Origin of the sequence: Streptomyces sp. Act143 (genome assembly GCF_003143935.1) — a bacterium.
GTDB lineage: Bacteria > Actinomycetota > Actinomycetes > Streptomycetales > Streptomycetaceae > Streptomyces.
Genome location: NZ_QFRX01000001.1, coordinates 4817835 through 4844406 on the forward strand (window position 1 = coordinate 4817835; position 26572 = coordinate 4844406).

Annotated in this window: 18 protein-coding genes, 2 tRNA genes and 1 riboswitch; of the genes, 8 read left to right on the forward strand and 12 right to left on the reverse strand. The window is 72.6% G+C overall.

Going from position 1 to position 26572, the window contains the following annotated elements; all coding sequences use genetic code 11:
- Nucleotides 1-16: 16 nt before the first annotated feature.
- Together DI272_RS21760 and DI272_RS21765 are read right to left on the reverse strand one after the other, a co-directional pair.
- Nucleotides 17-3418 (reverse strand): BTAD domain-containing putative transcriptional regulator, encoded by a 3402-nt coding sequence (locus DI272_RS21760; RefSeq protein ID WP_109496980.1) that lies wholly within the window; start codon nt 3416-3418, stop codon nt 17-19.
- Between the two features lie 212 nt (nt 3419-3630).
- The gene (locus DI272_RS21765; protein WP_109496981.1) at nt 3631-5730 is read right to left on the reverse strand and encodes an asparagine synthase-related protein; all 2100 of its coding nucleotides are present in this window, start codon (nt 5728-5730) and stop codon (nt 3631-3633) included.
- Nucleotides 5731-6434: 704 nt separating this feature from the next.
- Here DI272_RS21765 and DI272_RS21770 point away from each other — a divergent pair.
- The 4 genes from DI272_RS21770 (at nt 6435) to DI272_RS21785 (ending at nt 11795) form a co-directional block, all read left to right on the forward strand.
- Nucleotides 6435-7859 (forward strand): MFS transporter, encoded by a 1425-nt coding sequence (locus tag DI272_RS21770; protein WP_109496982.1) that lies wholly within the window; start codon nt 6435-6437, stop codon nt 7857-7859.
- A gap of 78 nt (nt 7860-7937) precedes the next feature.
- On the forward strand, nt 7938-9149 hold the full coding sequence (gene lhgO / locus DI272_RS21775; protein ID WP_181387273.1) for an L-2-hydroxyglutarate oxidase: 1212 nt from the start codon (nt 7938-7940) through the stop codon (nt 9147-9149).
- A 325-nt stretch (nt 9150-9474) separates the two neighbouring features.
- A complete protein-coding gene (gene trmB, locus DI272_RS21780; RefSeq protein ID WP_109496984.1) occupies nt 9475-10311 on the forward strand; it encodes a tRNA (guanosine(46)-N7)-methyltransferase TrmB in 837 nt (278 codons plus the stop codon).
- Between the two features lie 119 nt (nt 10312-10430).
- The gene (locus DI272_RS21785; protein WP_109496985.1) at nt 10431-11795 is read left to right on the forward strand and encodes a PrsW family intramembrane metalloprotease; all 1365 of its coding nucleotides are present in this window, start codon (nt 10431-10433) and stop codon (nt 11793-11795) included.
- A 10-nt stretch (nt 11796-11805) separates the two neighbouring features.
- Here the strand turns inward: DI272_RS21785 and DI272_RS21790 are convergent, their stop codons facing one another.
- From DI272_RS21790 to DI272_RS21800, 3 genes are all read right to left on the reverse strand, one after another.
- Complete coding sequence (locus DI272_RS21790; protein ID WP_109500969.1) at nt 11806-12750, reverse strand: aldo/keto reductase; 945 nt, start codon at nt 12748-12750, stop codon at nt 11806-11808.
- 153 nt (nt 12751-12903) lie between these two features.
- Nucleotides 12904-13938 (reverse strand): M23 family metallopeptidase, encoded by a 1035-nt coding sequence (locus DI272_RS21795; RefSeq protein WP_109496986.1) that lies wholly within the window; start codon nt 13936-13938, stop codon nt 12904-12906.
- 11 nt (nt 13939-13949) lie between these two features.
- Nucleotides 13950-14107, reverse strand: a riboswitch (cyclic di-AMP (ydaO/yuaA leader).
- 358 nt (nt 14108-14465) lie between these two features.
- Nucleotides 14466-14539, reverse strand: a tRNA-Met gene (locus DI272_RS21800).
- Between the two features lie 345 nt (nt 14540-14884).
- Here DI272_RS21800 and DI272_RS21810 point away from each other — a divergent pair.
- The gene (locus DI272_RS21810) at nt 14885-15139 is read left to right on the forward strand and encodes a hypothetical protein (RefSeq protein WP_146238377.1); all 255 of its coding nucleotides are present in this window, start codon (nt 14885-14887) and stop codon (nt 15137-15139) included.
- A gap of 622 nt (nt 15140-15761) precedes the next feature.
- Here the strand turns inward: DI272_RS21810 and DI272_RS21815 are convergent.
- Nucleotides 15762-16361, reverse strand: coding sequence for a TetR/AcrR family transcriptional regulator (locus DI272_RS21815; protein ID WP_258314625.1), 600 nt, complete (start codon nt 16359-16361; stop codon nt 15762-15764).
- A gap of 61 nt (nt 16362-16422) precedes the next feature.
- On the opposite strand from DI272_RS21815, the gene DI272_RS21820 reads away from it, so the two are divergent.
- Complete coding sequence (locus tag DI272_RS21820) at nt 16423-17253, forward strand: class I SAM-dependent methyltransferase (RefSeq protein WP_181387274.1); 831 nt, start codon at nt 16423-16425, stop codon at nt 17251-17253.
- Nucleotides 17254-17500: 247 nt separating this feature from the next.
- Here the strand turns inward: DI272_RS21820 and DI272_RS21825 are convergent, their stop codons facing one another.
- Together DI272_RS21825 and DI272_RS21830 are read right to left on the reverse strand one after the other, a co-directional pair.
- The gene (locus DI272_RS21825; RefSeq protein ID WP_258314626.1) at nt 17501-18715 is read right to left on the reverse strand and encodes an alginate lyase family protein; all 1215 of its coding nucleotides are present in this window, start codon (nt 18713-18715) and stop codon (nt 17501-17503) included.
- 64 nt (nt 18716-18779) lie between these two features.
- Nucleotides 18780-19907, reverse strand: coding sequence for a dihydrofolate reductase family protein (locus DI272_RS21830; RefSeq protein WP_109496991.1), 1128 nt, complete (start codon nt 19905-19907; stop codon nt 18780-18782).
- Nucleotides 19908-19996: 89 nt separating this feature from the next.
- Between DI272_RS21830 and DI272_RS21835 the strand changes: the two genes are divergently transcribed.
- Both DI272_RS21835 and ribA read left to right on the forward strand, forming a co-directional pair.
- On the forward strand, nt 19997-20500 hold the full coding sequence (locus DI272_RS21835; RefSeq protein ID WP_109496992.1) for a MarR family winged helix-turn-helix transcriptional regulator: 504 nt from the start codon (nt 19997-19999) through the stop codon (nt 20498-20500).
- A 107-nt stretch (nt 20501-20607) separates the two neighbouring features.
- Nucleotides 20608-21234: a GTP cyclohydrolase II gene (gene ribA, locus DI272_RS21840; RefSeq protein WP_109496993.1), complete on the forward strand. Its 627-nt coding sequence runs from the start codon at nt 20608-20610 to the stop codon at nt 21232-21234.
- Nucleotides 21235-21526: 292 nt separating this feature from the next.
- On the opposite strand, the gene DI272_RS21845 is transcribed toward ribA, so the two are convergent.
- From DI272_RS21845 to DI272_RS21860, 4 genes are all read right to left on the reverse strand, one after another.
- Nucleotides 21527-22120, reverse strand: a complete 594-nt coding sequence (locus DI272_RS21845) for an NADPH-dependent FMN reductase (protein ID WP_109496994.1) — start codon at nt 22118-22120, stop codon at nt 21527-21529.
- 113 nt (nt 22121-22233) lie between these two features.
- Nucleotides 22234-22306 (reverse strand) — tRNA-Lys (locus DI272_RS21850).
- A gap of 99 nt (nt 22307-22405) precedes the next feature.
- Nucleotides 22406-24049, reverse strand: coding sequence for an amino acid permease (locus tag DI272_RS21855; RefSeq protein WP_109496995.1), 1644 nt, complete (start codon nt 24047-24049; stop codon nt 22406-22408).
- Nucleotides 24050-24133: 84 nt separating this feature from the next.
- The gene (locus DI272_RS21860; RefSeq protein WP_109496996.1) at nt 24134-26446 is read right to left on the reverse strand and encodes a hypothetical protein; all 2313 of its coding nucleotides are present in this window, start codon (nt 26444-26446) and stop codon (nt 24134-24136) included.
- Nucleotides 26447-26572: the final 126 nt, after the last annotated feature.

Consider the following 26572-nt stretch of genomic DNA (forward strand, 5'->3'; position numbering starts at 1 on the left):
GCCGCCCCCGCGCGTCTCAGGGGCCGGCCGCCCCCGCACGCAGCACCTCGTCGAGCTCGTCGAGGACGTCGGCCGGGGTGAGGGTGACGCCGCGCGCGTACTCCACCCCGTACCGCACCGGCCCCAGCCCCTCACGTGCCGTCGACTCCGCCCGCTCGGCGCGTGCGGCCTCCGGCATGGAGCGGGTGTCGGCGCCTCGCCAGCGCCTCGCGGCGGCCAGCAGCCTGGCGGCGCGCGGAAGGTCCCCGAGGTCGGCGAGCAGGGCCGCGGTGGCGTCCACGAGCGTCGCCACGATCAGATCGGCACACTGCTTGTCCACCGCTTCCTTGACGGTGCCGATCAGCTGCGGCAGACCGTGCCCCGGGCCCGACTCGGCGACCGTGACCATGGCCTCGACCGAGTTCAGCATCACGACGAACTGCGGCGGCGGAGTGCCCCGCGCGGTCTCCACGCGGGCCTCCTCCAGCAGCTCGCGCGCGGTCGCGGTGTCCTTGTCGTCCAGGGCGATGTGGGCCCGCAGCAGCAGCACGAACGCCCTGCTGTCCCCGACGCTGTACCGGTCGGCGGCCGTGCTCGCCTCCTCCAGGGCGGTGATCGCGGCCGAACGGTCGCCCGCGCGGTAGGCGATCTCGGCGAGGCGGGCGATGAGGAACGGCGTCTCCGTGTACGCCCCGACCTCATGGGCGAGTTGCAGCGCCTCCTCGTACTCCCCCCTGGCCTCCGTCAGCCGGCCGCGGGCCATGGCTGCCTCGCCCGCCGCGCTGTACACCTGCGCCCGCAGCCAGCGGTCGCCGACGCGGCGGCTGAGCAGGCGCAGCTCCGCGAGGTCCTCGTCCACGCCCTTCATGCCGCCCGGGGAGTCGACGACCATGTGCGTGCGGAACATCAGCGTGACGCCCATCTCCCAGTCGCCGCCGTGCTCACGGCAGTTGGCGACCGCGGTGTCCAGGACGTCCCGGGCGTCCTCCCGGTCGCCCATGAAGAACGAGGTCAGCGGCCAGACGAGGCCGGGCATCCGGGCCGCCTGCGGGCCGCCCTTCTCGAAGTGCGCCCGCACCTGGGCGATGTACCGGCCCAGCCGCTCGTCCGGCACCCGGTTCCGCGCCTCGATCTCCGACACGAGGAGGATGTGCAGGATGCGCAGCTCCATGCGGAGCGCGTGCAGCGGGTGCCCGGTCTCGCCGTCCGGGGCGGAGAGCAGCGCCGCCACGGGGTCCGCGGCTTCCAGGAGGGCGCAGCGGGCTCGGGGGTCCGCGGGGAGTCCTGTGGCCTTCGTGGTGGCGGCCGCGTCCAGCGCCGCGCCCAGGCGCAGGATGCGGTCGACCCAGTCCGCGCCCTCGCGCCGGTAGTTCCGCAGCCACCAGAACCAGCCCATGCGCAGGGCCAGGGCCCCCGCCTCCACCTCGTCCCCGTCCTCGACGGCTCGATGGAGGGCCGCGCGGATGTTGTCCAGCTCGGTCTCCAGGCGGGAGATCCACGGGAGCTGCCCCAGGGAGCGCAGCAGGGGCTCGGCCTCCGCGACGAGGGCACCCGCCCACGCGCGGTGCCGCCGCTCGGCGCCGGCGCGCAGCTCCGGGACCTCGGCGGCGCGCTCCACGGCGTACTCGTGGATCGTCTCCAGCATGCGGTAGCGCATGGCCCCGCCGCTGTCCGACCGCTCGCCAGGGGCCGCCACGATCAGGGACTTGTCGACGAGCGCCCCGATCAGCTCGGCGGCGGGGCCGGTGCACACGGCTTCCGCGGCGGCGAGGTCCCAGCCGCCCGCGAACACGGACGCCTCGCGCAGCACCGTCCGCTCCCTTTCGTCGAGCAGTTCCCAGGACCAGTCGACGACCGCGCGCAGGGTCTGCTGGCGGGGCAGGACCGTGCGGCTGCCGGAGGTGAGGAGGCGGAAGCGGTCGTCGAGGCGGTCGGCGATCTGGCGGGGGGTGAGCAGCCGCAGGCGGGCCGCCGCCAGCTCGATGGCGAGCGGGAGGCCGTCGAGGCGGCGGCAGATCTCCGCCACGGCGTCGGGGTCGCGGAGGACGAGGTCCGCCGCGTCCGGGCGGACGGCCGTCGCGCGCTCCGTGAAGAGCCGGTGGGCCTGGTCGGGGAGGAGGGGTTCGACCGGGCGCACGCACTCACCGGGGACGCCCAGGGGTTCACGGCTGGTCGCGAGGATCGTGAGCCCCGGGCAGTGGGTGAGGAGGGTTTCGGCGAGGCGGGCCGCCGCCTCGATCACATGTTCGCAGTTGTCAAGGATCAGGAGTGGGCTGCGTGCGGCGCAGTACTCGACGAGCAGGGTGAGCGGGTCTTCCTGCGGGGTCGACAGCTCCGTGGCCATCAGCACGGTCTGCCGCAGGCCGAGCGCGCTGACCACCGCGCCGGGCACCGCCTCCGGGCGCTCCAGCGGTGCCAGTTCGACCAGCCATGCCTGCGGGAGCCCGGCGGCGGCTTCCTCGGCGAGACGGGTCTTTCCAGAGCCTCCCGGTCCGGTGAGGGTGACGAGTCGGGCCCTGTGCAATTCGGAACGGATGGCGTCGAGTTCGGGTTCCCGGCCCACGAAGGAATTGAGGCGGGGGCGCAGGTTGCCGGTGCGGAAGGGGGGCCTGGGGGGCGGTGGGGTCATCGCCTCAGGGGCCGGCGGCGGGGGCGGGGGCGTCGTCCCGGAGGCCGGCGGCGGGGGCGGGGGCGGGGGCGTCGTCTCGGGGGCCGGCGGCGGGGGCGGGGCCAGGAGTTCCGCGTGCAGGGCTCGGAGTTCCGGGCCCGGGTCGGTGCCCAGGCCCTCGGACAGGGCGCGGCGGGCCGTCTCGTACGCGGCCAGGGCGTCCGCCGGGCGGCCGGTGTCGCGCAGGGCGCGGACGAGGAGGGCGTGCAGCTTCTCGTCGTACGGGTGGGCCGTGGTCAGTTCCGTCAGCTCCGGTACGACGTCCTGGGCGCGGCCGAGGCGGAGGAACGCCTCCGTGCGGGTCCTGGTCGCCTCCATGCGGAGGGTCTCCGGGCGGGTCGCGGCGGTGCGGTCGGGGAGGTCGGCGAGGGCCGGGCCGTGCCACAGGGCGAGGGCCTCGTCCAGGGCTCGGGCGGCGGCTCGGGGGTCTCCTCGGTGAAGGGCTTCGGTGCCCTCGTGCACGAGGCGCTCGAAGACGAACAGGTCCACGTCCGCCTTGGTCGCGGCGAGCCGGTAGCCGCCGGGGGCCAGCACGACCGCCGTCCTGCCGATGGCGCGGCGCAGGCGGCCCACGAGGGCCTGCAGGGCTGCGTTGGCGTCCTGAGGTGGATCGGCGCCCCAGATGTCGTCGATGAGGGCGTCGGGGGTGCGGGTGTGACCCGGGCGGAGAGCCAGGGCGGTGAGCAGGGCTCGGACTCGGGGGCCGCCCAGGGGTACGACGGTGCCGTGATCGTCCTCGGCCTGGGTGACGCCCAGGAGTTTGTACCGCACCGGGTCATTGTCGCCGGAGAGGCTGTGGGGGGCACGGGGTTTGCGGGCGGCCGGGCGGTGGGGGGCACGGGGTCAGCGGACGGTGCGGCAGAGCGGGGCACGGGGTCCGCGGAAGGCAGGGGGGCAGGGAAGTAGGGAGCGCAGGGTTCCAGGCGCTGGTGCGGTGGTGGGCGCAGGTGCGGTGGTGGGCGCAGGTGCGGTGGTGGGCGCCCCTACGCCCTGCGCGCCGTCGCCCCCGCCCCCAACGCCCCCCTCTGCGGCGTGATCCCCGCCGGGACCGCACGCGCGCGGGCCGGGGTTCCGGTCCAGCAGGTTCCCCGGCGGGCCAGGAGGCGGCGCAGCCAGAGTTCCAGGGCGACCAGGTCCGCCAGGCCGTCCAGGGGCAGTGGCTCACCCTCTGCCGCCGCCCTCAGGGCCTTGCGGACCACCCTTGCCTCCACCAGGCCCGCCTCCGCCAGCAGCGGGGTGCCGAAGAGGGCCATCAAGGAGTCCGCGGCGACGCGCAGGCCCGTGCGGGCCGCCACCGCCGCCGAGGCGTGGGAGGGGGCGCCCCAGCCCGGGGGGAGGTCGGCCACTCCCGCGCCCTGGAGGACGGTGCGGAGGATCGCGGCCCGGGCGCCCGGCTGGACGCGGAGGGCCTCGGGGAGGGCGCGGCAGGCACGGACGACCTGGTTGTCGAGGAACGGGGCGTGCAGGCGCTGGAAACGGATCTCGGCAGCCTGCTCCAGCACGCGCAGGTCCGCCGCGTGCCTCGCCAGGGCCGCACGCGCGCGGTAGTCGCCGGGACGCTGGCCCGGGCCCACGGCGGAGCGGTGCGTCGCGCCCTGGAGGCGAACCGATACTTCAGCGAGGGCCTCGCCGGTAAGCCAGCGGGCCGCGGGGCCTGGTCTGGCCCAGGTGAGGGCCGCCAGGGACGCCCCGACCGCGCCTCCCGGCTCGTCGAAGCGGCGGTCCATCAGACGGTCGGCCAGGACCTCCAGGCCGGCGCGGTACGGCGTCCGGGACAGGCGTCGCGCCGCGCTGTACACGCGCGCGGGGACCATCACCGAGCCGTCCGCCTTCGCCAGCGCGGCGACCGGGCGGACCAGATGGCGGCGTTTGCGGTCCATCAGGAGGTCGGCGAGACGGGCGGGGTGGGCGTCCAGGACCTGGCGGGCGCCGTAGCCCGTGAAGTGGTCGGCGCTGCCGGAGGCCAGGCGGGCGCGGTGGCGGGCGGCCGTCACCAGGCTCGGGCCCGGCTCGTCCGTCAGCGGGCCCTCCAGGTCGGCGTACGGCAGTGTCTCCTCGCCCCCGGCCACCACCACGTGGTGCAGGCGCGGGTTGGCGGCGAGGTTCCCGGCACGTTCGAGCTCGGCCTCGCGGCCGCCGACGGCGAGGTCGTTGAAGGTGACCGCCAGGAGGCGTTCGCCGGCGCCCGTGCCGTGTCCCAGGACCGTGCCCGGCATGCCCGGGAGGCCCGCCGCCAGCAGGGCGAGGGTGCCGGACGCGGGGCCGCCCGACAGGTCGGCGCCGATCCCCGGTACCGGCATCCCGCGCGCGGCACGGCGTTCGGCGGGGCCCATGCCCGGTACCGGCCCCGGGTCGATGTCGGCGCCGGGCACATGGCGCGGGGCCGACAGGCGCGCGCGTACCGCGTCCACCAGTGCGTCGCGTACGGCGTCCACCGCGCTGTCGGGATCGGCCGGGGGCGCCGCCACGGCGAGGGAGGCGACCGGGTCGTACCCGGCGATCTCGCGCGCACCGGCGCGCAGGATCAGCGCGTGCCCCGGCGGGATGCGCCGTACGCCCTCGTAGGGGGTCGAGTCGTGCAGGGCGGCCGGTACGTCCGGGGCGGCAAGGAGCGCCGCGAGGTGGCCGAAGTCGAGGTTGGCCTCGATGAGGTCGGCGAGCGGGAGGGCGGCCGTCGCGTACGCCGTACCGCCGGCCCAGGGGGTGTAGAACACCGGGCGGGCGCCCGCGAGATCGCCGCACACGGTGACGCGGCGGCCCACCTGGACGACCGCGGTGTAGCTGCCGGGCCAGTTCGTCAGATGGCGAAGTGCCCCTCCGCGCGCGGCGAAGAGACCGACCCTCAGCTGTTCGTCGGTCGCGCCGCAGGTGCCGAGGACGGCGATGCGGTTCTCGGCGTCGGCCTTCACGACCCGCACCTCGTCGGGTCGCCAGTCGCCCACCGCCCACAGCGGATCCGGATCTCCCCACAGGAGTTGGGACCCCACCGGGTGCACGGTCTCGCCGTCCCCGCCGGTGGCCCCGGCGGAGCCGATCTCGGCTGCTCCCGCTGCGGTGCTGCTCCACCCCACCAACCACCGCATGGACGCCTCCACAGGCTGTGGACAACCAGTGCACCGTACGAATCGGTTCACCATGCTGCCATGAAGGAGGCTCGCCGGAGGGGCGGTGGAGCCGCTTGAGCTCCGCTGAATGCGCCCCCGCGCGCGGGTCCGTGAAGAGGCGGACGCCCAGGGAGGGGCCGTGCGACGTCCTTGCGGGGAGCGCTGCTGCGACGCGAATGCGCCCCCGAAACGCTCCCCCAAGACGCCCTTCGCGCCCTCAAGTTCCATGGTGGGAGCGGTAATTGCCCACGGATTACAGGGTCGATTTTCGGCCAAATAAGCGCTGCGAGGCCGAGCTCGCGCACGCTCCGTACAGGCTCTGCGCAGCGTCTCGGCAACGCGCAGTCCGGGGAACGGAGTTCGCCCCCCGGACCGTTCCGCCACCCGCGGGGATGGAGGTGGCGGAATCCCCCAGCCCACTGGATCCAGTACAGCGGGCCGACCCACGCACGATCCATGGAACCGCTCCCCCGATGGCCGGAGAAGAGCGCACGCACGGGCGCACGGCCACACAGCGGGAGCACGTCGCGACGGTGCGTGTGGGGCCCGCACGCGCGTACGGGCCACAATCCCGCCATCCGGAAGAATGCCCCTTAACGCTTGGGATGCGGCGAACTACGCTGGGTTTACGAATGCCGCGTGGTTATGCCAGCGCGGCAGCCGTCTGTGTCGAGGGGTGGCGCATGTCCAGGGAGCAACGCGGGCCGAACGAAAAGCTCGGCGCCGTTCTCGCCCTCGCGGGAATCAGCAACGCAGGACTCGCGCGACGCGTCAACGATCTTGGCGCTCAACGCGGGTTGACTCTTCGCTACGACAAGACCTCGGTGGCGCGCTGGGTGTCCAAGGGCATGGTGCCGCAAGGCGCTGCGCCGCACCTCATCGCCGCTGCGATCGGCCAGAAGCTCGGCCGCCCGGTGCCGCTCCACGAGATCGGTCTGGCGGACGCGGATCCCGCACCCGAAGTGGGCCTCGCCTTCCCCAGGGACGTCGGACAGGCCGTCCGCAGCGCGACGGAGCTGTACCGGCTCGACCTCGCCGGCCGCCGCGCCGGCTCCGGCGGCATCTGGCAGTCGCTGGCCGGATCGTTCGCAGTAAGCGCGTACGCAACGCCTGCCTCACGGTGGCTGATAACCCCGGCCGACAGCTCGGTCGCGCGCGAGGTGAACCCTTCCGAGGACTCCGGCGCACCGCTCAAAGTCGGCCACAGCGATGTGCAGAAGCTGCGGGAGGCCGCCGAGGACGCCAGGCGCTGGGACTCCAAGTACGGAGGCGGCGACTGGCGTTCGTCCATGGTGCCGGAGTGTTTACGGGTGGAGGCGGCACCCCTGCTGCTCGGCTCCTACTCCGACGACGTGGGCCGGGCTCTTTTCGGTGCCAGCGCCGAACTCACCCGGCTCGCCGGGTGGATGGCCTTCGACACCGGCCAGCAGGAGGCGGCGCAGCGCTACTACATCCAGGCTCTGCGTCTGGCCCGCGCGGCGGCGGACGTCCCCCTCGGCGGGTACGTCCTGGCGTCGATGTCCCTCCAGGCGACCTACAGAGGCTTCGGCGACGAGGGCGTCGACCTCGCCCAGGCCGCCCTGGAACGCAACCGCGGCCTGGCCACGGCCCGCACCATGAGCTTCTTCCGCCTCGTCGAGGCACGCGCGCACGCACGCGCGGGTGACGCCCACGCGGCCGGAGCGGCGCTGCGGGCCGCCGAGGGCTGGCTGGAGCGGGCGCGCGACGGCGACCAGGACCCGTCCTGGCTCGGCTTCTACTCCTACGACCGTTTCGCCGCCGACGCCGCCGAGTGCTACCGGGACCTCAAGGCGCCGCGCCAGGTGCGGCGCTTCACGGAGCAGGCGCTGTCGAAGCCGACGGAGGAGTTCGTGCGGTCGCACGGCCTGCGGCTCGTCGTCTCCGCGGTCGCCGAGCTCGAGTCGGGCAATCTCGATGCGGCATGCGAGCAGGGCGTGCGGGCGGTGGAGGTCGCGGGGCGCATTTCCTCGGCCCGCACCACCGAGTACGTGAAGGATCTGCTGCACCGCCTGGAGCCGTACGGCGACGAGCCGCGGGTGGTGGAGCTGCGGGAGCGGGCGAGGCCGCTGCTGATGGCCCCGGCGTAACCGGTGAAGCCTCTCGCATCCCGCGTTTGAAGGGACTGTCAGTGGCGCAGTGCACTATCGAGGTGGGAGGTGGTGCACATGCGTTCAGCGGTCGCGTACGACTGTGACGTGCTCGTGGTCGGTGGGGGCATCGTCGGGTTGTCCACGGCGTATGCGATCACGCGTGCCGCGCCCGGGACGCGGGTGACCGTGCTGGAGAAGGAGGCGGGCCCGGCCCGGCATCAGACGGGGCGGAACAGCGGGGTCATCCACAGCGGGATCTACTACCGCCCGGGGTCGCTCAAGGCGCGGTACGCCGTCAAGGGCGCCACGGAGATGGTGAAGTTCTGCGCGGAGTACGGCATCGCGCACGCGGTCACCGGAAAACTGATCGTCGCCACCGAGCGGGACGAGCTGCCGCGACTGCACGGCCTGGTCCAGCGCGGCCGGGAGAACGGCATTCCGGTGCGGGAACTGGGCCCCGCGCAGATCTCGGAGTACGAACCGGAGGTGGAGGGCCTCGCCGCCATACACGTCGGGACGACCGGCGTGTGCGACTTCGTCGGGGTCGCCCGGCAGCTCGCGGCGGCGTCCGGCGCGGAGATCCGCTACGGCGCCCGGGTCGAGCGGATCGACCGGCGCCCGGCACTCGGGGTCGCCGTCCGCACCACCGCCGGGGACGTGGTCCGCGCGCGCGTGCTGGTGAACTGCGCGGGGCTGCACTGCGACGAGGTGGCGCGGCTGGCCGGGGACGACCCGGAGATGCGGATCGTGCCGTTCCGGGGTGAGTACTACGAGCTGGCGCGGCCCGAGCTGGTGCGGGGGCTGGTGTATCCGGTGCCGGACCCGGCGTTCCCGTTCCTCGGGGTGCATCTCACGCGCGGGATCGACGGCGGCGTGCACATCGGGCCCAACGCGGTGCCGGCGCTCGCCCGCGAGGGGTACGGGTGGGGTGTCGTACGGCCGCGGGAGCTGGGCGCGACGCTCGCATGGCCGGGGTCGTGGCGCATAGCGCAGCAACACTGGCGGTACGGGGCCGGGGAGCTGCGCCGGTCGGTGTCCAAGGGGGCGTTCACCCAGGCGGTGCGGCGGCTGCTGCCTGTCGTCCGGGAGGACGACCTCGTGCCGACGGCGGCGGGCGTGCGGGCGCAGGCCGTGCTGCGGGACGGGACGCTGGTGGACGACTTCCTGATCAAGGAGGGGGCGCGGACGGTGCACGTGCTGAACGCGCCGTCGCCGGCGGCGACCGCGTCGCTGCCGATCGGACGTGAGGTGGCTCGGCGGGCGTTGGGTGCGCTGGGCGAAGGGTGAGCGGGTGCCCGGCGTCGGGACTGTGCCCGGCGCCAGGGCTGAGCAAGCTGCCCAGCATCAGAGCTCCGCCAGGCGCCCGCCGTCAGGACTGAGCAAGCTGCCCAGCATCAGGGCTCCGCCAGGCGCCCGCCGTCAGGACTGAGCAAGCTGCCCAGCATCAGAGCTCCGCCAGGCGCCCAGCGTCAGCTCTGGCGTCACGTGCGTTTCGCTTGCCCGCGCCAACGAAATGCCTCCCCCAAAGGGACCCCACAGCACCCACCCCTGCCGTCCCTGGCGGCACGACTGCCCGCAGCTGGGACGAGGGCCCCGTAAAATCGACCCCACTGTGTCTGACTCCCCCAACACCCCCGACTCCCGCAGGCCCGCCGCCACCCCCGGTGAGCCGGCCCCCCACGCCCCCGGCGTCTCCGTCCGCCACACCCGGGGCAAGGGGGAGCCCCGGTTCCCCGACGGGCCGAAGGCCGATCCTGCCGGGTCGCACTTCGAGCGGCGGATCCGCAGCTTCCAGCCGCGGCGCAGCCGGGTCACCGCCGGGCAGGCCGACGCGCTCCAGCGGCTGTGGCCCAAGTGGGGGCTGGACATCGACGGCCAGCGGGTCATCGACCTCGCCGAGCTGTTCGGCAACGCCAACCCCGTCGTCCTGGAGATCGGGTTCGGCATGGGCGAGGCCACCGCGCAGATGGCCGCCGCCGACCTCGGCACCAACATCCTCGCCGTCGACGTGCACACCCCCGGCCAGGGCAACCTGCTCAACCTCGCCGACCAGGACGGCCTGCCCAACGTCCGGGTCGGCAACGGCGACGCGATCATCCTGCTCCGCGAGATGCTCGCCCCCGACTCCCTCGACGGGCTGCGCGTCTACTTCCCGGACCCCTGGCCGAAGAAGCGGCACCACAAGCGGCGGCTGATCCAGCCGGAGTTCCTCAGCCTCGCCGCGACCCGCCTCAAACCGGGGGCGATCGTACACTGTGCGACCGACTGGGAACCGTACGCCGAACAGATGCTCGAGGTGCTCACGGCGCACCCGGACTTCGAGAACACCCAGGCCGACGGCGGTTTTGCGCCGCGTCCCGACTACCGGCCGCGGACCCGTTTCGAGGGCCAGGGACTGGACAAGGGACATGTCGTGAACGACCTGTTGTTCCGTCGCGTACAGCCATAGAGACTGCCGCAGGAGCAAGACACAGCCACAGCCCCAGTCCCAGAGACAGCCACAGCCCCAGTCCCAGAGACAGCGACAGCGGCAGCACCACAGCCACCCCCCTCGTTAAGGTCGATGCCGTGGCCACCTTTCCCCCGTACCCCACGCGCCCTCCCACCGGCCCCGCCGGCGGTGTGCTGCGGCACGCGCACTGGTGGCAAAGGAAGGGAGTGCGCTACGGCGCCCTCATCACCCTGCTCGCGCTGTCCGGGCTCGTCATCCTCGCCCTGGTGCGCGAGCAGACCGGTACCGAAGGCTTCCTCGTCGGCCTCGGCCTCGCGATCCTGCCCGTGCCGCTGCTCATAGCCGCGTTCCGCTGGCTGGACCGCGTCGAACCGGGCCCTTGGCGCACTCTGCTGTTCTGCTTCGCCTGGGGTGCCTGCGCGGCGGCGCTGATAGCGATCGTCGCCAACAGCTTCGCGACACGCTGGATAGCGACGGCGACCGCCGACCCGTCCAGCGCGGACACGCTCGGCGCGACGGTCATAGCGCCGGTCGTCGAGGAGTCGGCGAAGGCGGCCGCCGTCCTGCTCGTCTTCCTCTTCCGCAGACGGGACTTCACCGGGATCGTCGACGGTGTGGTGATAGCCGGGGTCACCGCCACCGGCTTCGCGTTCACCGAGAACATCCTCTATCTCGGCACCGCCTTCGGCACCGACCAGCTCACCGGCGACCGCGGCATCGCGTCCGTGACCGCGGCGACGTTCTTCGTGCGCGTCATCATGTCCCCGTTCGCGCACCCCCTGTTCACGGTCCTCACCGGCATCGGCTTCGGCATCGCCGCCCTCTCCGCGGACCGCCAGCACCTGCGCCGCGTCCTGCTCCCCCTCTCCGGCCTGCTGCTCGCGATGGGCATGCACGCCATCTGGAACGGCTCGTCGACCTTCGGGGAGTACGGCTTCTTCGCCGTGTACGCGGCCTTCATGCTCCCCGCGTTCGGGCTGCTGACCTGGCTGGTCATCTGGACCCGGCAGCGTGAGCTGAAGACCGTGCGCGAGGAGCTGCCCGCCTACGCCGTCGCCGGCTGGCTCACCCCGGCCGAACCCTTCGCGCTGGGCTCGATGCGGGCCCGGCGCATCGCCCGCCAGTACGCCCGCCATCACGCCGGACGGCCGGCGGCGCGCGCGGTGGCGCAGTACGAGGCGTACGCGACCTCCCTCGCGTTCCTGCGGCACCGGGGGCGCCGCGGCCGGGCCGGCGCCGACTTCGTCGTACGGGAGAGGGAGTTGCTGCACGAGCTGTGGGCCCGGCGGGACGTCGCCCGTCCCGCGCTGGACCACGCGGCGCGCGCGACGGCACCGCCGGTCCCGGTGGTCGCGGCGCCGTGGCCGATGCACGGGGTGTACGGGTACGGCCAGCAGACGGCACCGCATCCCGCGCACCCGGCGTACCCGGCCCACCCCGCGTATCCGGGGTACCCGGCCTACAACCCGTACCAGTCGTAGGAGGCGGGCCCTACGCCGACGCCTCCGTCAGCCGCTCCACCTCCGCGTCCGTCAGCGTCACCTCCGCCACCCGCACCAGCGCCGGGAGCTGCTCCACCGTGCGCGCCGAGGCGATCGGGGCGGCCACCGTCGGCTGGGCGGCGAGCCAGGCCAGGGCCACCGTGGCGACCGGGACGCGGTGGGCCTCGGCGATGTCGTCGAGGGCGGCGAGGACCTTGCGGCCCCGTTCGGTCTGCAGGTGCTTGCCGGCGCCGGCGGCCCGGGCGCCCTCCACCACCTCGCCGTCGCGGTACTTGCCCGTGAGGAATCCGGAGGCGAGCGCGAAGTACGGGACGGCGGCCAGGCCCGCCCGCTCCGCCGCCGCCTGCAACTCGCCCTCGTACGTCTCGCGCGAGACCAGGTTGTAGTGCGGCTGGAGGGCGATGTAGCGGGCCAGGCCCTCGCGCTCGGAAAAGGCGAGGGACTCCTCCAGGCGCTCGGCGGAGATGTTGGAGGCGGCGATGTGCCGCACCTTGCCCGCCTTCACCAGCTCGTCCAGCGCGCCGATGATCTCCTCGACCGGCACCTCGGGCTTGTCGAAGTGGGTGTAGTAGAGGTCGATGCGGTCGGTGCCGAGGCGGCGCAGGGAGGCGTCCGCGGCGGCCTTGATGTTGGCGGCCGTCAGGCCCTGGTACTCCGGGTGCTGGCTGACCTTCGTGGCGATCACGAGGTCGTCGCGGTTGCCACGCGCCTTGGCCCACTTGCCGATGATGGTCTCGGACTCGCCGCCCGAGTTGCCCTCCACCCAGGCCGAGTAGGAGTCGGCGGTGTCGAGGAAGTTGCCGCCCGCGGCGGTGTAGGCGTCGAGGACGGCGAAGGACTGCGTCTCGTCGGCGGTCCAGCCGAAGACGTTGCCGCCGAGGGAGAGCGGGAAGACCTCGAGGTCGGACGTGCCCAGCTTGCGAAGAGAAGTCATGGTCATGGACAACACCCGCGCCGGATGCGGATCTTCCGCACCGGCCGCAAAATCCACGCCAAGAGCGAGGGGTCCGCGCCGGAAAACCGGCAGCCCTGACGTCGGGGGGTGAGCGTCAGGGCCGCCGGGGTTGAGAGGGAGACGAGGGGTGTCTCAGGGGTTGAGGCCCTTGTCGCGCAGCCACGCCATCGGGTCGATCCCGGTGTCCGCCCCGCCGGGGTGGACCTCCAGGTGCAGGTGGGCCCCGGTGACGTTGCCGGTCGCGCCCACGCGCCCGATCACATCACCGGTGCTGACCTTCTGGCCGACGCTGACGCTGATCGAGGACTGGTGGCAGAACCACAGCTCGGTGCCGTCGTCGAGGGTGAGGATCGTGCGGTAGCCGTAGGAGCCGGCCCAGCCGGCCTCCGTGATGGTGCCGCTGTGGATCGCCTTGATGAGCGTGCCCGTGGGGGCCGCGAAGTCCAGACCGGTGTGATAGCCGGAGGACCAGAGGGAACCCGCCTGGCCGAAGGTGGAGGTGATCGTGTACGAGGAGGTCGGCAGCGTGTACTGCTTGGCGAGCTCGGCGAGGCGCTTGGCCTCGGCCTCCTTCGCGGCCTTCTCCTCGGCGGCCTTCTTCGCCTCGGCGGCGTCGTCGGCGGCCTGCTTCAGCGCCGCGGCCTCGGCCTTCGCGGCCTGTTCGGCGACCTGGGCCTCGGTGGCGAGCTGGGCCTTGTTGTCGACCTGGCTCTGCTGGCTCTCGGCCTGCGCCATGATGCGGTTGCGCAGCGCCTCACCGGCGTCGGAGCCGCTCTCGGCGGTCTCCGTGGTGCTGGTGGCCAGGCTGCTGAGCGCGGTGGCGGAACCCTGGGGTGCCTCGTCCTCGCCGCCGAAGACGGCGCCCACGTTGGGCAGGTCGGGCATCGAGATGGAGACCGGCGGCTTGCCGGTGTTGGCGCTGGCCATGCCGCCCGCGCCGACGGCGGCTATGACACCGACGCCCAGAACCGTGGAGCTGCGGGCGAGTCCCCCGCCGCGCTGCTTGGCCACCCGGTGCTTGCCGCGAGCCGGACGGAGGGAGTCCTCGGTGGGATTCCAGACCTCCTGCGGACCCTCGTCGTGGTGGTAGCTGCCGTAGCCGAAGGCATCGGTGCTGCGCTGGCTCGGCACGTACGGGGCCTCGGGGGCAGGCCGGTTTGACGCCACGTGGGCGTGCTCCTTTCCTTCCTTCTCGCCTACCGGGTTAGCTGACGGGTTCGGAGCAGGAAGGTCTCCTACGCGCGTATAACCGCCGTGGTTCCACGGCGACTTACGCGTGATTCACCCCAAGTTGGTGGTTCCCCGGTTCCCTTGCGGGATTCGGCGCGTGCGCACGGAGCCGCCTCTTGTGACGGCTGGGACGACCGCGCTGCGTTATCGAACGTTAATAGACCCGGGGTGCGGATTCCAAGCTGTTCCGCTTGATCATTAACCTTTTTCGGCAGGACGTAGGGGTCACGGCCGGTGAAAATCGGGCGAGTTGACCGACCCTCAGCAGCCTCACAGGTATTGACGGTATGTCAGTTGTTATGCGGAGGGGCGTCACGCGATCACCCGGCGTGACAACCGCCCGAGACGGCCGGAGACGTCCGGGACAACCGAAGCCGTCCGGGACAGCCGAAGCCGTCCGCGGCGGCCGGAGAAACGACTCAGGGCCGGAATCCATCAACTGGATTCCGGCCCTGGGCCTTCAGTAGCGGGGACAGGATTTGAACCTGCGACCTCTGGGTTATGAGCCCAGCGAGCTACCGAGCTGCTCCACCCCGCGTCGGTGAAACCAGCATACGCCATCCGCGGGGCACTCGGCGCCACATTAAAGATCCACCCCGTAGGTCCCGGGCCCGCGTCAGCAGTGTCGGCCGATCTCCAGCAGTCGCCCAGCAACCTTCCGGGGCTCGTTGGCAACGCCTGCGGCCGGTAGTGATCAGCCCTGGAAACTTCCCGTCTGCGGCTGGCTGGCGCACGACAACAAGGCCGCGTACTCCCCGGGACGATGCCGGTGACCCTTCGCCGACCTGACCCGCCGCCACCACGGCACGGACCCGTCGGAGCTGCCCCGGCGGACCAGCCGAGCCGTCTGCGGGCCCGGGTGGGTGGGCGGTGGCGGCTGCACGTGCCGGGCCTCCTGCTGGCGCCGGCGGGCGGCAATGTGCGCGTGATCAACGTGAAGCCCGCCGACCGCCTTCTTGATCCGGAGATCGCGGCGGCCCGGGCCTGGCCCGGGGACCTGGTGGAGGGCCACGGCTGGCAGTACGAGATCTGGTCGGGGGCGGATCCGGTGCTGCCGGCCAACGTGCGGTTCCTGGCCGTCTACCGGCGGGGCCGGGGTTGTGCCCGGACGAGGACATCGCGCGGGCCTGGGAGGTAGCGCAGGACGGGGATCTCCCCTCACGGTCGCCGAACGGCGCCTGACGGACGGCCGGTCGAGGACGTGCGGCCCGCCGTCCTCGCACCGGTGTGATCTCGGCGGCTCTCGGTCGACCTGGGCCGCCCGATCGACGGCAACTCGGTGCTGCGGACCAGAGCCTGATCGCCCGCAGTGCGGCTGCAGCCTCTCCACCGTCCACAACGCCATGGAAGCAGCCGGGATCCCAGCCGCACCACGCCCCGAACCGCTCAGCCCGCGCATCACCCGCGACGAACTCGAACCGGCCCACCTGCACCAACGCCTCAGCATCCCCGACATCGCCGAACAGTTCGGTCCCGACAGGCGCCGCCTCGACCTGCCGGCCAAGAAGGGGGCATCGACATCCGCCCGAGCAGCGCCGCCAGCAACCCGTTCACGCTCCTGCAGGACGCACCGGCCCCGTCCGCGTCAATGGCGGCACATCGGCTCCATACCCTGGAAGAGGCCGCAGACGTTCAGCTGATCGAACGGGCCGGCTCCCTCGCAGCCACTCCCACGGGCACCGGTCTCATCCACGAAGCCGAGCGCCTGCTCAGCCTCCTGGACACAGCGCAATCCTCCGTCACCTGACGGGCGGCCCGACCTACGACTCGGGTGGTCGCAAGGCGCTGGCGATGACGGTGGTCACCATCTTGCGGACGGCGGCGGTCTGCGGCGGGGCGCTTGTCCGGTCGGCGAACAGCAGGTGCCCGGCCCCGACGAGGGTGGGGGCGAGTGTGTCGATGTCGGCGTCACCGGCCAGGCGCCCCAACTCCCGCTCGGCAGTGAGATAGGCGGCGATCATGGCGGCACCTTGCGCAGCCAGTGGGATGCCGGTCAGACCGGCCTCGCGCAGCCGGGCGCGGAGACCGTCGCGGAAGGTGATGAGCGCGACGATTGCCACCGTGACTGGCCCGAACAGGTCCTGCAGGGCGTCGGCGAGGTTGTCCGCCACGCTCCCGGTGCCGGCGGCCGCGCGCAGAGTCGTGGTTCGCTCCTCGATGCCGCGAACGCGGTCGAGGACCAGTTCCGCCAGGAAAGCGTCGAAGTCGCTGAAGTGCCGGTGCAGCACACCCTTGGCACAGTTCGCCTCCTCCGTGACCGCCCGGCTGGTCAACGCGTCGGGTCCGTCCCGGAGCAGGACGCGCTCGGCGGCTTCGAACAACTGGCCACGCACGTTGTGGATGTGCACCCCTGACGGCATCGTCTCCCTTTCCGCGCCGCCCCGGCTTACCAAATGGGCAACCGCCCATTAGTGTGGGCGCATGCCCACTTTATCGCAGGGACAGCCGGACCGTTCCGGCCCCGAGCCCCACCGCCACCGGCAGACAGCCGAGTCGTTCGGCGTGGACGCCGAACGCTATGACCGCGCCCGGCCGCCGTATCCGCAGGCCCTGGTGGACAGGGTCGTCGCGGCAAGCCCCGGTCGGCATGTCCTCGACGTCGGAGCCGGGACCGGCATCGAGGCCCGGCAATTCCAGGCGGCCGGCTGCACGGTGCTCGGTGTCGAGCCCGACGAGCGGATGGCCACCTTCGCTCGACGCAGCGGTGTCGAGGTCGAGGTCGCCAGGTTCGAGGACTGGCAGCCGGCCGGGCGGCAGTTCGACGCGGTCATCGCCGGCACCGCCTGGCACTGGGTGGACCCCGTCGCCGGCGCGGCCAAAGCGGCCCAGGTGCTCCGGCCCGGCGGCCGACTCGCCCCCTTCCACCACGTCCCCCAACTCCCGGCCGAGGTGATCGACGCCCTCGCCGAAGCACTCCAGCGGGTCGCCCCCGATTCCCCGTTCAACCCCGGCCTGCTGAGAGGCTCGGCCGTGGACGCCTACCAGCCACTGTTCGCGAAAATCGCCGACGGGATCCGCCAGACCGGCAGCTTCAGCGAGCCCGAGCAGTGGCGCTTCGCCTGGGAGCGCACCTACTCCCGAGAAGAGTGGCTCGACCAGCTCCCCACCTTCGGCGGCCTCACCCAACTCCCCGCAGACAAAATGGCGGAGGTCCTGGACAGCGCCGGGACCGCAATCGACAGGCTCGGCGGCCGGGCCACCATGCCCTACACATCCGTCGTGATCACCTCGACCCGCTCCCATACGGCCTGACCGCCGCAAGCGTCGGGCGTCGCCGGGGCGAGCAGACTCATGCGCTCGGCGACGCCCCCCGGGATGCGGGGCACGCTCTCCGGTTCCTTGCACCGGACCCCAGCCCAACGGTCCGTCCCGGTGGGCCGCACGATTGCCGAAGATCAGCCGATCGGCCCGCTGCTGACGCACCATGGAATCCGGAGTCGCAGCAGGACTCACCGCTGACGGAGCGGCTCAACCTGCACACCCCGCTCACCTGCGGTTTTCAGCTGCCCGGGTTACCGGCGTGGGTCAGGGTCTCCCAGGAGACGAAAAGGTCGTCGGTGCCCGCCGGGCGGGTTTCCTCGGCGAGCTTGTGGGCGGCGGGGACCGAGACGTCGAGGCGGTCCTCCAGGTGGTTGAGGGCGACCTCCAGGTCCGGGCCCATGTTCCGGTCCACCTTCCCGCCGCACAGCCACACGGGCGCGGACTCGCCGGCCTGGTAGCGGGAGTGGAAGGCGAGGGTGCTCTTGAGCCGGTCCTTCACCTCGCCGTAGAGGTCGACGCCCTGGTGCCAGGCGGTCTCGGCGATGTGGGCGGTGGCAGCGATGGAGTAGCCGACATGCTTGAAGTTGCGGCAGGTCTCCTGGGACATGCCGTCCTTGTACGTCTTCTGCCCGAACCAGTACGTCGTCAGCTTCTGCGGCGTGGTGACGCTGGAGCCCTTGGGCGTGAGCGGCAGCCTGCCGTCCTTCTCCAGGTAGAAGTAGGCGGGGACGCGCTCCCGGAACCGCTGCAGGGCGTGGTCGAAGGCCGCCCGGTCCTCCAGGAAGACGGCGATCCCGATGGCCGCGTCCGTCATCACCAGGTCCCAGTTGCCGTTGTAGTCGGGGACCTTGCGGGTGACGGTCGGCAGGTAGGCCGTCCGCAGCATGGTCTCGAACCGCGCGACCCGGTCCTCCGGCCAGCCCGCGCCGGCGCTGTGCCGGACGATCTCGGCGGCCCGCGCCCAGGTCGACCCCGCCCACCCGGTCTGCAGCCCGGCGTCCTCTTCGGTGTGCCGCCGCATCTTCGCCGACCAGGCGTCCATGATCTCCCGCGCCTTCACGGCGTGCTGCTGCTTGCCGGTGATCCGGAAGAGCAGGGCCTGGGTGTAGGCGGCGATGGCGTCCTCGCGCTCCTCGACGCACCCGTGCGCGGCCCGGTCGGCGTGGTCGCCGCCGGGACAGTCGACGCTGGCGTACGGCTCGGCCCGGTACTTGTACGCCCCGTACTTGCTGTCCCGCATGTCGAAGTAGGCCTTCAGCCACGGCTGCTTCCCCGCGGTGACGTTCTCCTTCACGGCGTCCAGCTGGGCGTCGCTGACGAGCACGCCGGGGTGGGTGAAGGCGGCGTCCGCGGGGAGGGCGCGGGCCATGGTGCGGGTGTCGGCGCCGGTCGTCCCGCACGCGGTGGCGAGCAGGGGGACCAGCAGGAGAACGGCGGTAAGTCGGGGCCTCATAGGGGAAGCGTCGCCCGGGGGATGCGGGGGCGCAGGATCTGTTGGGCCGATCGGTCGGCTGACGCTACGACAGCAGATGCTGGTTGGGCGCCTTCGCCCGCTCCTCGTACTCCGGCAGTACGACGACGTCGACGCCCCGCGCCGCCAGCAGCCCGTTGCCGTCCGCCGCCGTCACGAACGTGTCCGGCTCCCGCCAGGCCGTGACCACCCGCCGCACCCCGGCGTCGAGGATCAGCCGGGCGCAGGGTGCCGGGCGGGAGGCGCGTCGGGCGCACGGCTCCAGGCTGCTGTAGACCGTCGCCGACGCCAGCCGGGGGTCGTCCGCGTCGATCTTCGCCAGGGCGGCCTCCTCGGCATGTACGACGGGGTCGTCGCCCTCCCTCGAATGTCCGCGGGCGAGCTCGGTGCCGTCGGCAGCGACCACGACCGCGCCCACGCTGAACGCGGTCCGCGAGGGCGGGCACAGGGCCGCCAGTTCGCAGGCGAGGCGGAGCCAGTGGTGGTCGGCGGGGGCGGCGAGGGGGCCGGTGCCGGGGGCGGTGGGTTCGTAGCGCATGAGGACGACGTCCTCGATCCGCCGGGTTTCCACCAGCCGGAGGCGGCCGCCCTGGTAACCGCCGGGGCCGAAGAGGCGGGGTGCCTCCGGGGCACCGACGAACAGGGGCGCCAGGATCAGCTGGAGTTCGTCGGCGAGGTCCTGCTGGAGGAGCTGGGTGTGGATACGGCCGCCGCCCTCGACCATCAGGCGGTCCACGCCGCGCGCGGAGAGGTCCGCCAGGAGCCGGGGCCAGTCGAGTTCGGGGCCCAGGGAGACCACGTCGGCGGCCAGGCCCGCTGCCGCGGCCCGTTCGGCGCCCTTGTCGGTCGTGTAGAGGACCTTGTCGCCCCCCGTGTGCCAGAACTTCGCGGCCGGGTCCAGGTCTCCCGAGCCGCTCACCGTGACCTTCAGCGGGTACTCCGGCCTGCCCGCCGCCACCCGGGCCGCGCGCCGCTCGGCGGAGTTCACCAGCAGCCGCGGGTTGTCGGCGCGGATGGTGCCGGCGCCGATCAGGATCGCGTCGACGGAGGCGCGGACCTCGTCGACGCGGTCGAAGTCGGCCGGGGAGGAGAGCAGGAGGCGGTCGGGGCCGGTGTCGTCCAGGTAGCCGTCGAGGGAGACGGCGGCGGAGAGGAGGACGTAGGGGTGGGGCATCGGCGCGATCCCTCTCACTGTGACGTGCGGCTCTTGGACGATGACGTGCTGCGCTTGGTTCAAGTTTGAAACAAACCTACACTGGTGGCATGACGACTCGCTGGCTCACCCCCGAGGAGCAGCGCGCCTGGCGCGCGTACATCGCCGCGGCGCATCTCCTGGAGGACGCGATCGACCGGCAGCTCCAGCAGGACGCCGGCATGCCGCACCTGTACTACTCCATCCTCTCCACCCTTTCCGAGGCGCCGGAGCGGCGGCTGCGGATGACCGATCTCGCCGAGGGGCTGAAGATCACCCGGCCGCGGCTCACGTACGCCGTGACCCGGCTGGAGAAGGACGGGCTGGTCGGGCGGGAGAGCTGTCGCTGGGACAAGCGCGGGAGCATCGCGGTGCTGACCGACGAGGGGATGGCGGAGGTGGAGCGGACGGCGCCGGGACATGTCGAGACGGTCCGGTCCGCCCTCTTCGACCGGCTCACCCCGGAGCAGGTGGGGCAGCTGGAGGAGATCTCCAGGGCGATCGCGGACGGGCTGCAGGAGGACACGGGGGACGAGGTTCCGTGGCGGCGCCGGTCGTCCCCGTCCTGTTCGTGACGAGCGCCATACACCTGTTGCTTCAAATTTAAAGCATGGGGTAGGGTCTCGAACCGTAGATCTGATTCAAATCTGAAGCAGATATGTCTACGGACCGGAGTACCCGCATGACTGACATCCCCGCCGCGACCCAGCGCTCCCGTGTCCGCGTGCCCCTGCGTTTCGGTGACGGCTACCGCGTCGACTCCGAGCTGGTCACCTTCCACGGGCTGGTCGACGGCCAGGAACACCTGGCGGTCGTCCTCGGCGAGCCGGGCCCCGACCCGCTGGTCCGGCTGCACTCCGAGTGCCTCACCGGCGATGTCTTCGGTTCCGCCCGCTGCGACTGCGGCCCGCAGCTGCGCGAGGCCGTCGAGCGCATCGCCGACCGCGGCGGCGTGCTGCTGTACCTCCGCCAGGAGGGCCGCGGCATCGGCCTCTACAACAAGCTCGACGCGTACGCCCTCCAGGACCAGGGCCTCGACACCTACGCCGCGAACACCGCGCTGGGCCTGCCCGAGGACGACCGGGACTACACCGCGGCCGCGCAGATGCTGCGGGCCCTCGGCATCTCCCGCCTCGACCTGCTCTCCAACAACCCCGACAAGGCAGCCCAGTTGCGCGACCTCGGCATCGACGTCCGCGACCGCGTCCCCACCGGCGTCTTCACCACCGCCCACAACGTCCGCTACCTGCGGGCGAAGGTCCTCCAGACCCAGCACACCCTGCCCCTGGGCGAGTTGAGCGTCGGATAGCCACTTCCGCGGCGTGTGCGCGAGGTGGGCCGGCACGGGCAGCACCCGGCGGTGGCCGCTGTCGTGCGGCGGCAGGCCGAGCTTCTCGAGCGCGGGCAGGCCGGTGAGCCGGTGAGGCGGCTGCCACGCTGACCCAGTCGCCGGCGCCAGAGGTCGAGGACGTGGGGCGCGGTGAGGGTCGCATCGGTGCCGGGGGCGGGGAGGTTCGCGCCGGGGGCGGACACCTCCGCGCCGGCCTCGGGTACGGACACCTCCGCGCCGGCCTCGGGTACGGAGACGTCCGCGTCGGCGCTCACGCCTGACCCGCGTCCGCGGCCCCGTCCGCGGCCAAGGCGCGGGTCCGCGCGTCCGCCGCCGCGGCCAGCAGGGTGAGGGTCTCGCCGACACGGCGGCGGAACTCCGGGTCGGTGACGGTACCGTCGGCGCCGAGCATCCCCCGGTCCACCGGGAGGTTCACGCAGGCCGGCGCCACGATGTCGGCGCCGGTGTAGCCCAGCACCGTCCGCAGGGTGGCCTCCGCACCCCCGCCACGCCCCGGCGCCGCCGCGCCGACCCAGGCGACCGGCTTGTCGCAGATCTCGGTGCCGCCGACCGTCCAGTCCAGCAGGTTCTTGAACGACCCCGGCAGCGTCCCGGCGTACTCCGGCGTGCAGATCAGCATCCCGGCCGCCGAGTCGATCGCCTCCCTCAGCCCGGCCACGGGCACGGGCAGCGGATCGGTGTCGTCATCGGGGTTGAAGTGCGGAAGGCCGGCGAGACCGTCGTACAGAACGGCCCGCACCCGCACCGACGGCGCCACGGCCCGCGCGGTGCGCAGCACGGCCTCGTTGGTGGAGCCGGAGCGCAGGCTCCCCGACAGCAGCAGGATCACCGGTGGCGTCGACATGGGCCCAACCTACGTCTCCGCCCGGGCATCGGCGGAGACGATGCGCGGCCCGCACCGACGCCGCGAACAGAACGGCGCCCGAGCCGGTCGAACCGGCTCGGGCGCCGTCACCGTAGGCCCTGTGGGACTCGAACCCACAACCAATGGATTAAAAGTCCACTGCTCTGCCAATTGAGCTAAGGGCCCAGGCGATGTTGCCTCCCCGAGCATAGCCGGACGCGGCCGTGTCTCCGATCGGGTATTGGTGACACGGCCGCGCCGGGCTCGGGGGACCGGCCGCAAAGATCACGGATCGACCGGTTCGGGGGCACCCTTGCGGGCCGCTTCCCTCTCCCGCGTCCGCTCGTGGTCGGGATTGAGGAACCAGCGCCGGGCCGAGGCCAGCCACCAGGTCGCCGCGAAGCCGAGGACCACCAGAACGGCCACCGGCGCGTAGTTGAAGGTCTCCCAGGTGACCGGCGAGACCTGCGGCAGCATGAACAGCACCGTGATCACGCCGACCCACCCCACCGACACCACCCCGATCGCCCTCGACCAGCGGCCCAGGTGCCACGGCCCGCGCTCGAACTCCTCGCCCCTGCGCAGCCGCAGCAGCGTCGGGATCACGTACGCGATGTAGAGACCGATGACCGCGATCGAGGTCACCGCCGCGTACGCGGTCACATTGATCAGGTACGGCAGCCCGAGCACCAGCGCGCCGCCCGCCGCCAGCCACACCGCCGCGACCGGTGTCCGGGTGCGCGGGCTGACGGTGTGCCACAGGTGCGACCACGGCAGCGCCCCGTCCCGCGAGAACGCGTAGATCATGCGGCTGTTGGCGGTCACGGACGCCATCCCGCAGAACAGCTGCGCCCCGATGACGACGAGCAGCAGCAGCTTTCCGCCGGTCGCGCCCAGCGCGTCGAGCAGGATCTGGGCGGGCGGCGCGCCCGTCGGGGACTCCAGGGCACCCTCGTACGACTGGATGGCGAACGTGAAGCCCAGCAGCAGCACGAATCCGGCGATCCACGAGGTCCAGATCGACCGCACGATGCCCTTCGGTCCGGCCGTCGACGCGTCGTGCGTCTCCTCGGTCATGTGGGCGGAGGCGTCGTAGCCGGTGAAGGTGTACTGGGCCATCAGCAGCCCGAGGGCGACGACGTACACCCCGCTCCCCCAGCCGGTGTTGTTGACGAACTCGGTGAACACGAAGGACGCGGACTGGTGGTGGTCCGGGGCGAAGGTCAGCGCCCCGACGATGACCCCCACGCCGAGCACGTGCCACCACACGCTCACGCTGTTGAGGAGCGCGACGATCCGCACGCCGAAGGTGTTCAGCAGGCCGTGCAGGAGAAGGATTGCCGCGAACAGCAGCATCGTCCGGCCCGGGGTCACCTCGAAGTCGAACTGGAGGTTCAGGTACGCGCCGAGGAAGGACGCGGCCCCGAAGTCGATGCCGGCGGTCACGGCGACCTGCCCGAGCACGTTGAACCAGCCCGTGAACCACGCCCAGGCGGCGGCGCTCCGCGGCGGGGCGAGGCGGTGCGCCCAGAAGTAGAGCCCCGCGGACGTCGGGTACGCCGAGCAGATCTCGGCCATCGACAAGCCGACGAAGAGGGTCATCAGCCCGACGGCGACCCACCCCCAGGTGATCACCGCCGGGCCGCCGGTGTTCATGCCGAACAGATACAGCGTCAGGCAGCCCGACAGGACCGAGATGATCGTGAAGGAGACCGCGTAGTTGGAGAACGCCGACATGCGGCGGGCGAGAACCTGCGTGTAGCCGAGCTGGGCAAGCCGTTCCTCATCGGAGAGGCCGGAGGGGCCGGAGGGACCGGAGGGGCCGGAGAGGCCGGAGAGGCCGGAGGGACCGGAGAGACCTGAGGGGCCGGGGAGACCTGAGGGGCCGGGGACTTCGGCCTGCCCGCTCGCTATGTCGTCATCTGTCATGCCCCCAGCAATTCCCTCACTGGGGGCGTGACACACGTCACAACGCGGCTACGGGGCCGACCGCCTCCGAGAACCTCTCACCCTCTACACGCCGCCGTTCAACCGCAGCTCCGCCCCCTGCCCGTCGCCCGGCGCGGCCACCAGTTCCCAGCTGTAGGTGCCGTCGTCGACCGCCCCGTCCCACACCACGTGGAGCGCGGCGCCCCGCTGGACCGCGGGCAGGGTCCGCACGGTCGCCCCGGACCCGTCCTTGACGACGACGTACGCGCCAGGGGCCGCCGGTTTGGAAAGCTGCCAGGAACCGGTCCACCGGCCGTCCGCGTACCCGGCGTGCGCCTCGACGGCGGTCAGCGCCGACGTCGGCACCCCGGAGGCCGCCACCCGCATCGCCCCCGGCTTACCCCGCTCGGGAAGGTAGGCCACGCCGCCGCCGAAGCGGTCGACCGCGTAGGCGCCGTGCGACAGGTACCCCGGCAGCTCCGCCGCCAGCACCCGGGTCTGCACGCCGTCGGCCGTGTGGAAGTCGAGCAGCCGCAGCTCCCCGGCCCCCTCGTCGTGCACGACCACATACCCGTCGCCCAGCTCGCCGTCCGCCGGCACGTCGATCATGCGGCCGGTCTCCCGGTCCCAGACGCCGGAGCCGGCCGGATCGCCGGCGGCCGCACACGTCCAGTACACCCAGCGCCCCACCGCCTGCAGGTCGGTGGGCGTGCACTCCTTGCCGAGCGCGAAACTCTCCGTGGCCCCCGACTTCAGGTCGGTCGACCGCACCGTCCCCTTGGTGTCACCCGGCGTCCAGAAGCTGCTGCCCCAGACGGCCGCCGCCGACGCGGGCCGGGTGAGCAGGACCTTGTCGGAGCCGGGCTTCTCACGGTCGACGACGTACTGCTGGTAACTGCCGAACCCGGACATGTAGCCGTACCCGAAGACGACGTACCGCCCCGACGCGTCCACGACCTGCCCGCCGCCCGGCACGGCGATCGACACCGCGTCGTCCTGCGCCGACCGTACGTCGATCCCGCTGCCCGCCGGGTGGACGAACGCGCCGTCGCCCAGCGCGACCGCGCCGCCGCCCGCCGAGCCGCCGGTGCCGTCGGTGCTCAGCGGCGGCTGGGCGACCAGGCTGCGCTCCCCCGCGGACAGCGCGCCGAGGTCGATGTGGCGCTTGTAGAGGGAGGGCAGGTAATTGGTGTCCGGCTCGCTGGTCGCCAGGTCCCCGGCCGCCAGCGTCACCGCGCCGTACGTGCCCGCCTTCGGCGCCACGGACCTGACCGTGCTCACCGCGAGCGTCCCGTCGTCCCGCGCCGCGACCTTCCGCACACCCCAGTCACCCGCCGAGGCCCCGCCCGCGACCAGCACCCCGCCGTCCGGCGTCGGGTTGAGGCCGTAGGCGCCGCCGAGCCGGGCGTGCGGCAGCAGCGTGCGCACCGGGGAGCCGCCCCCGACCGGCGCCGCGAGCAGCGGCTCACCCCGGTCCTTCGGGGCGTCACTGTTGCGGAACGACGCGGTCTGCCGCAGCGAGACGACCCAGTCGCCGACCAGCGCGATGTACGCCCGCTGGTCGTACGACGAGACCACGTCGACCGTCGTCTCGGCACCGTCGAGGGCATCCCGTCGCAGCAGGTGCGCCTTCTGGTCGCCGTACGCCGGATCGAACCAGGCGACGTACGTCTCCCCGACCGCGACCTGCGTGTAACCGCTGCCCCACGTGCCCTTGAGCACGCCGGTGATCCGCCCGCTGACCGTGTCCACCAGGCCGACCTGGCCGGTCGGGTCGCCGGAGACCCAGATCGCGAGGGTGCCGGCGTCCCCGCCGAGCACCTTGTACGACGCCGGCTTCACACCGTCCTTGCCGGTGACCGGGGTGTCCTTCAGCTCCCCGTCGTCGCGGGGGCGCAGCAGGTGCAGCGACTCCACGGAGCCGTCGGCCGCCCAGGTCGCCGTCAGCACCGTCTCGCCGTACGTGCCTTGGTACGTCTGGCCCTCGGGGAGCGTGAAGCGGAGCGACGTACCCGCCTTCATGTCCTTCAGTTCGACGGACCGGTCGGCCGGGGTGTAGACGCCGACGACGTCCGAGGCGAGGCCCCCGATGCGTTCGGCGGCCGGGTCGGCCGGGTCCTTGCCGACGGCGAGCGGGACGCCGGACGTGGGGCTCCAGCGGTAGCCGGTGAAGTCCTCGGAGCCGTCCCGCTCCAGACGGCCGAGATCGCCCGTGCCGCCCGCCGACTCCAGGTTGAGGCCGCGCGGCAGATAGCGGTCGGGGGCGTCGATCGTCAGGGTCGCCGGGGCCGTGTCGGCATGGGCGGTCGGCAGCAGGGCGACGGAGGCGGCGAGCACTCCGGTGAGGAGGACGACGGAACGGGCAGGGGCGTGGTCGGGCTTGTGGCGTGAGGCCACGACACCTCCAACTGGCTAGGGAGGCGCGGAAGTTAACACAGCCCACGCACAGAATTCGAACACATTCACGAATCACCAGCAGTCCGGCAAACCACCGCCGCCGGCTCCGCAGACAGCTCGCCCGCA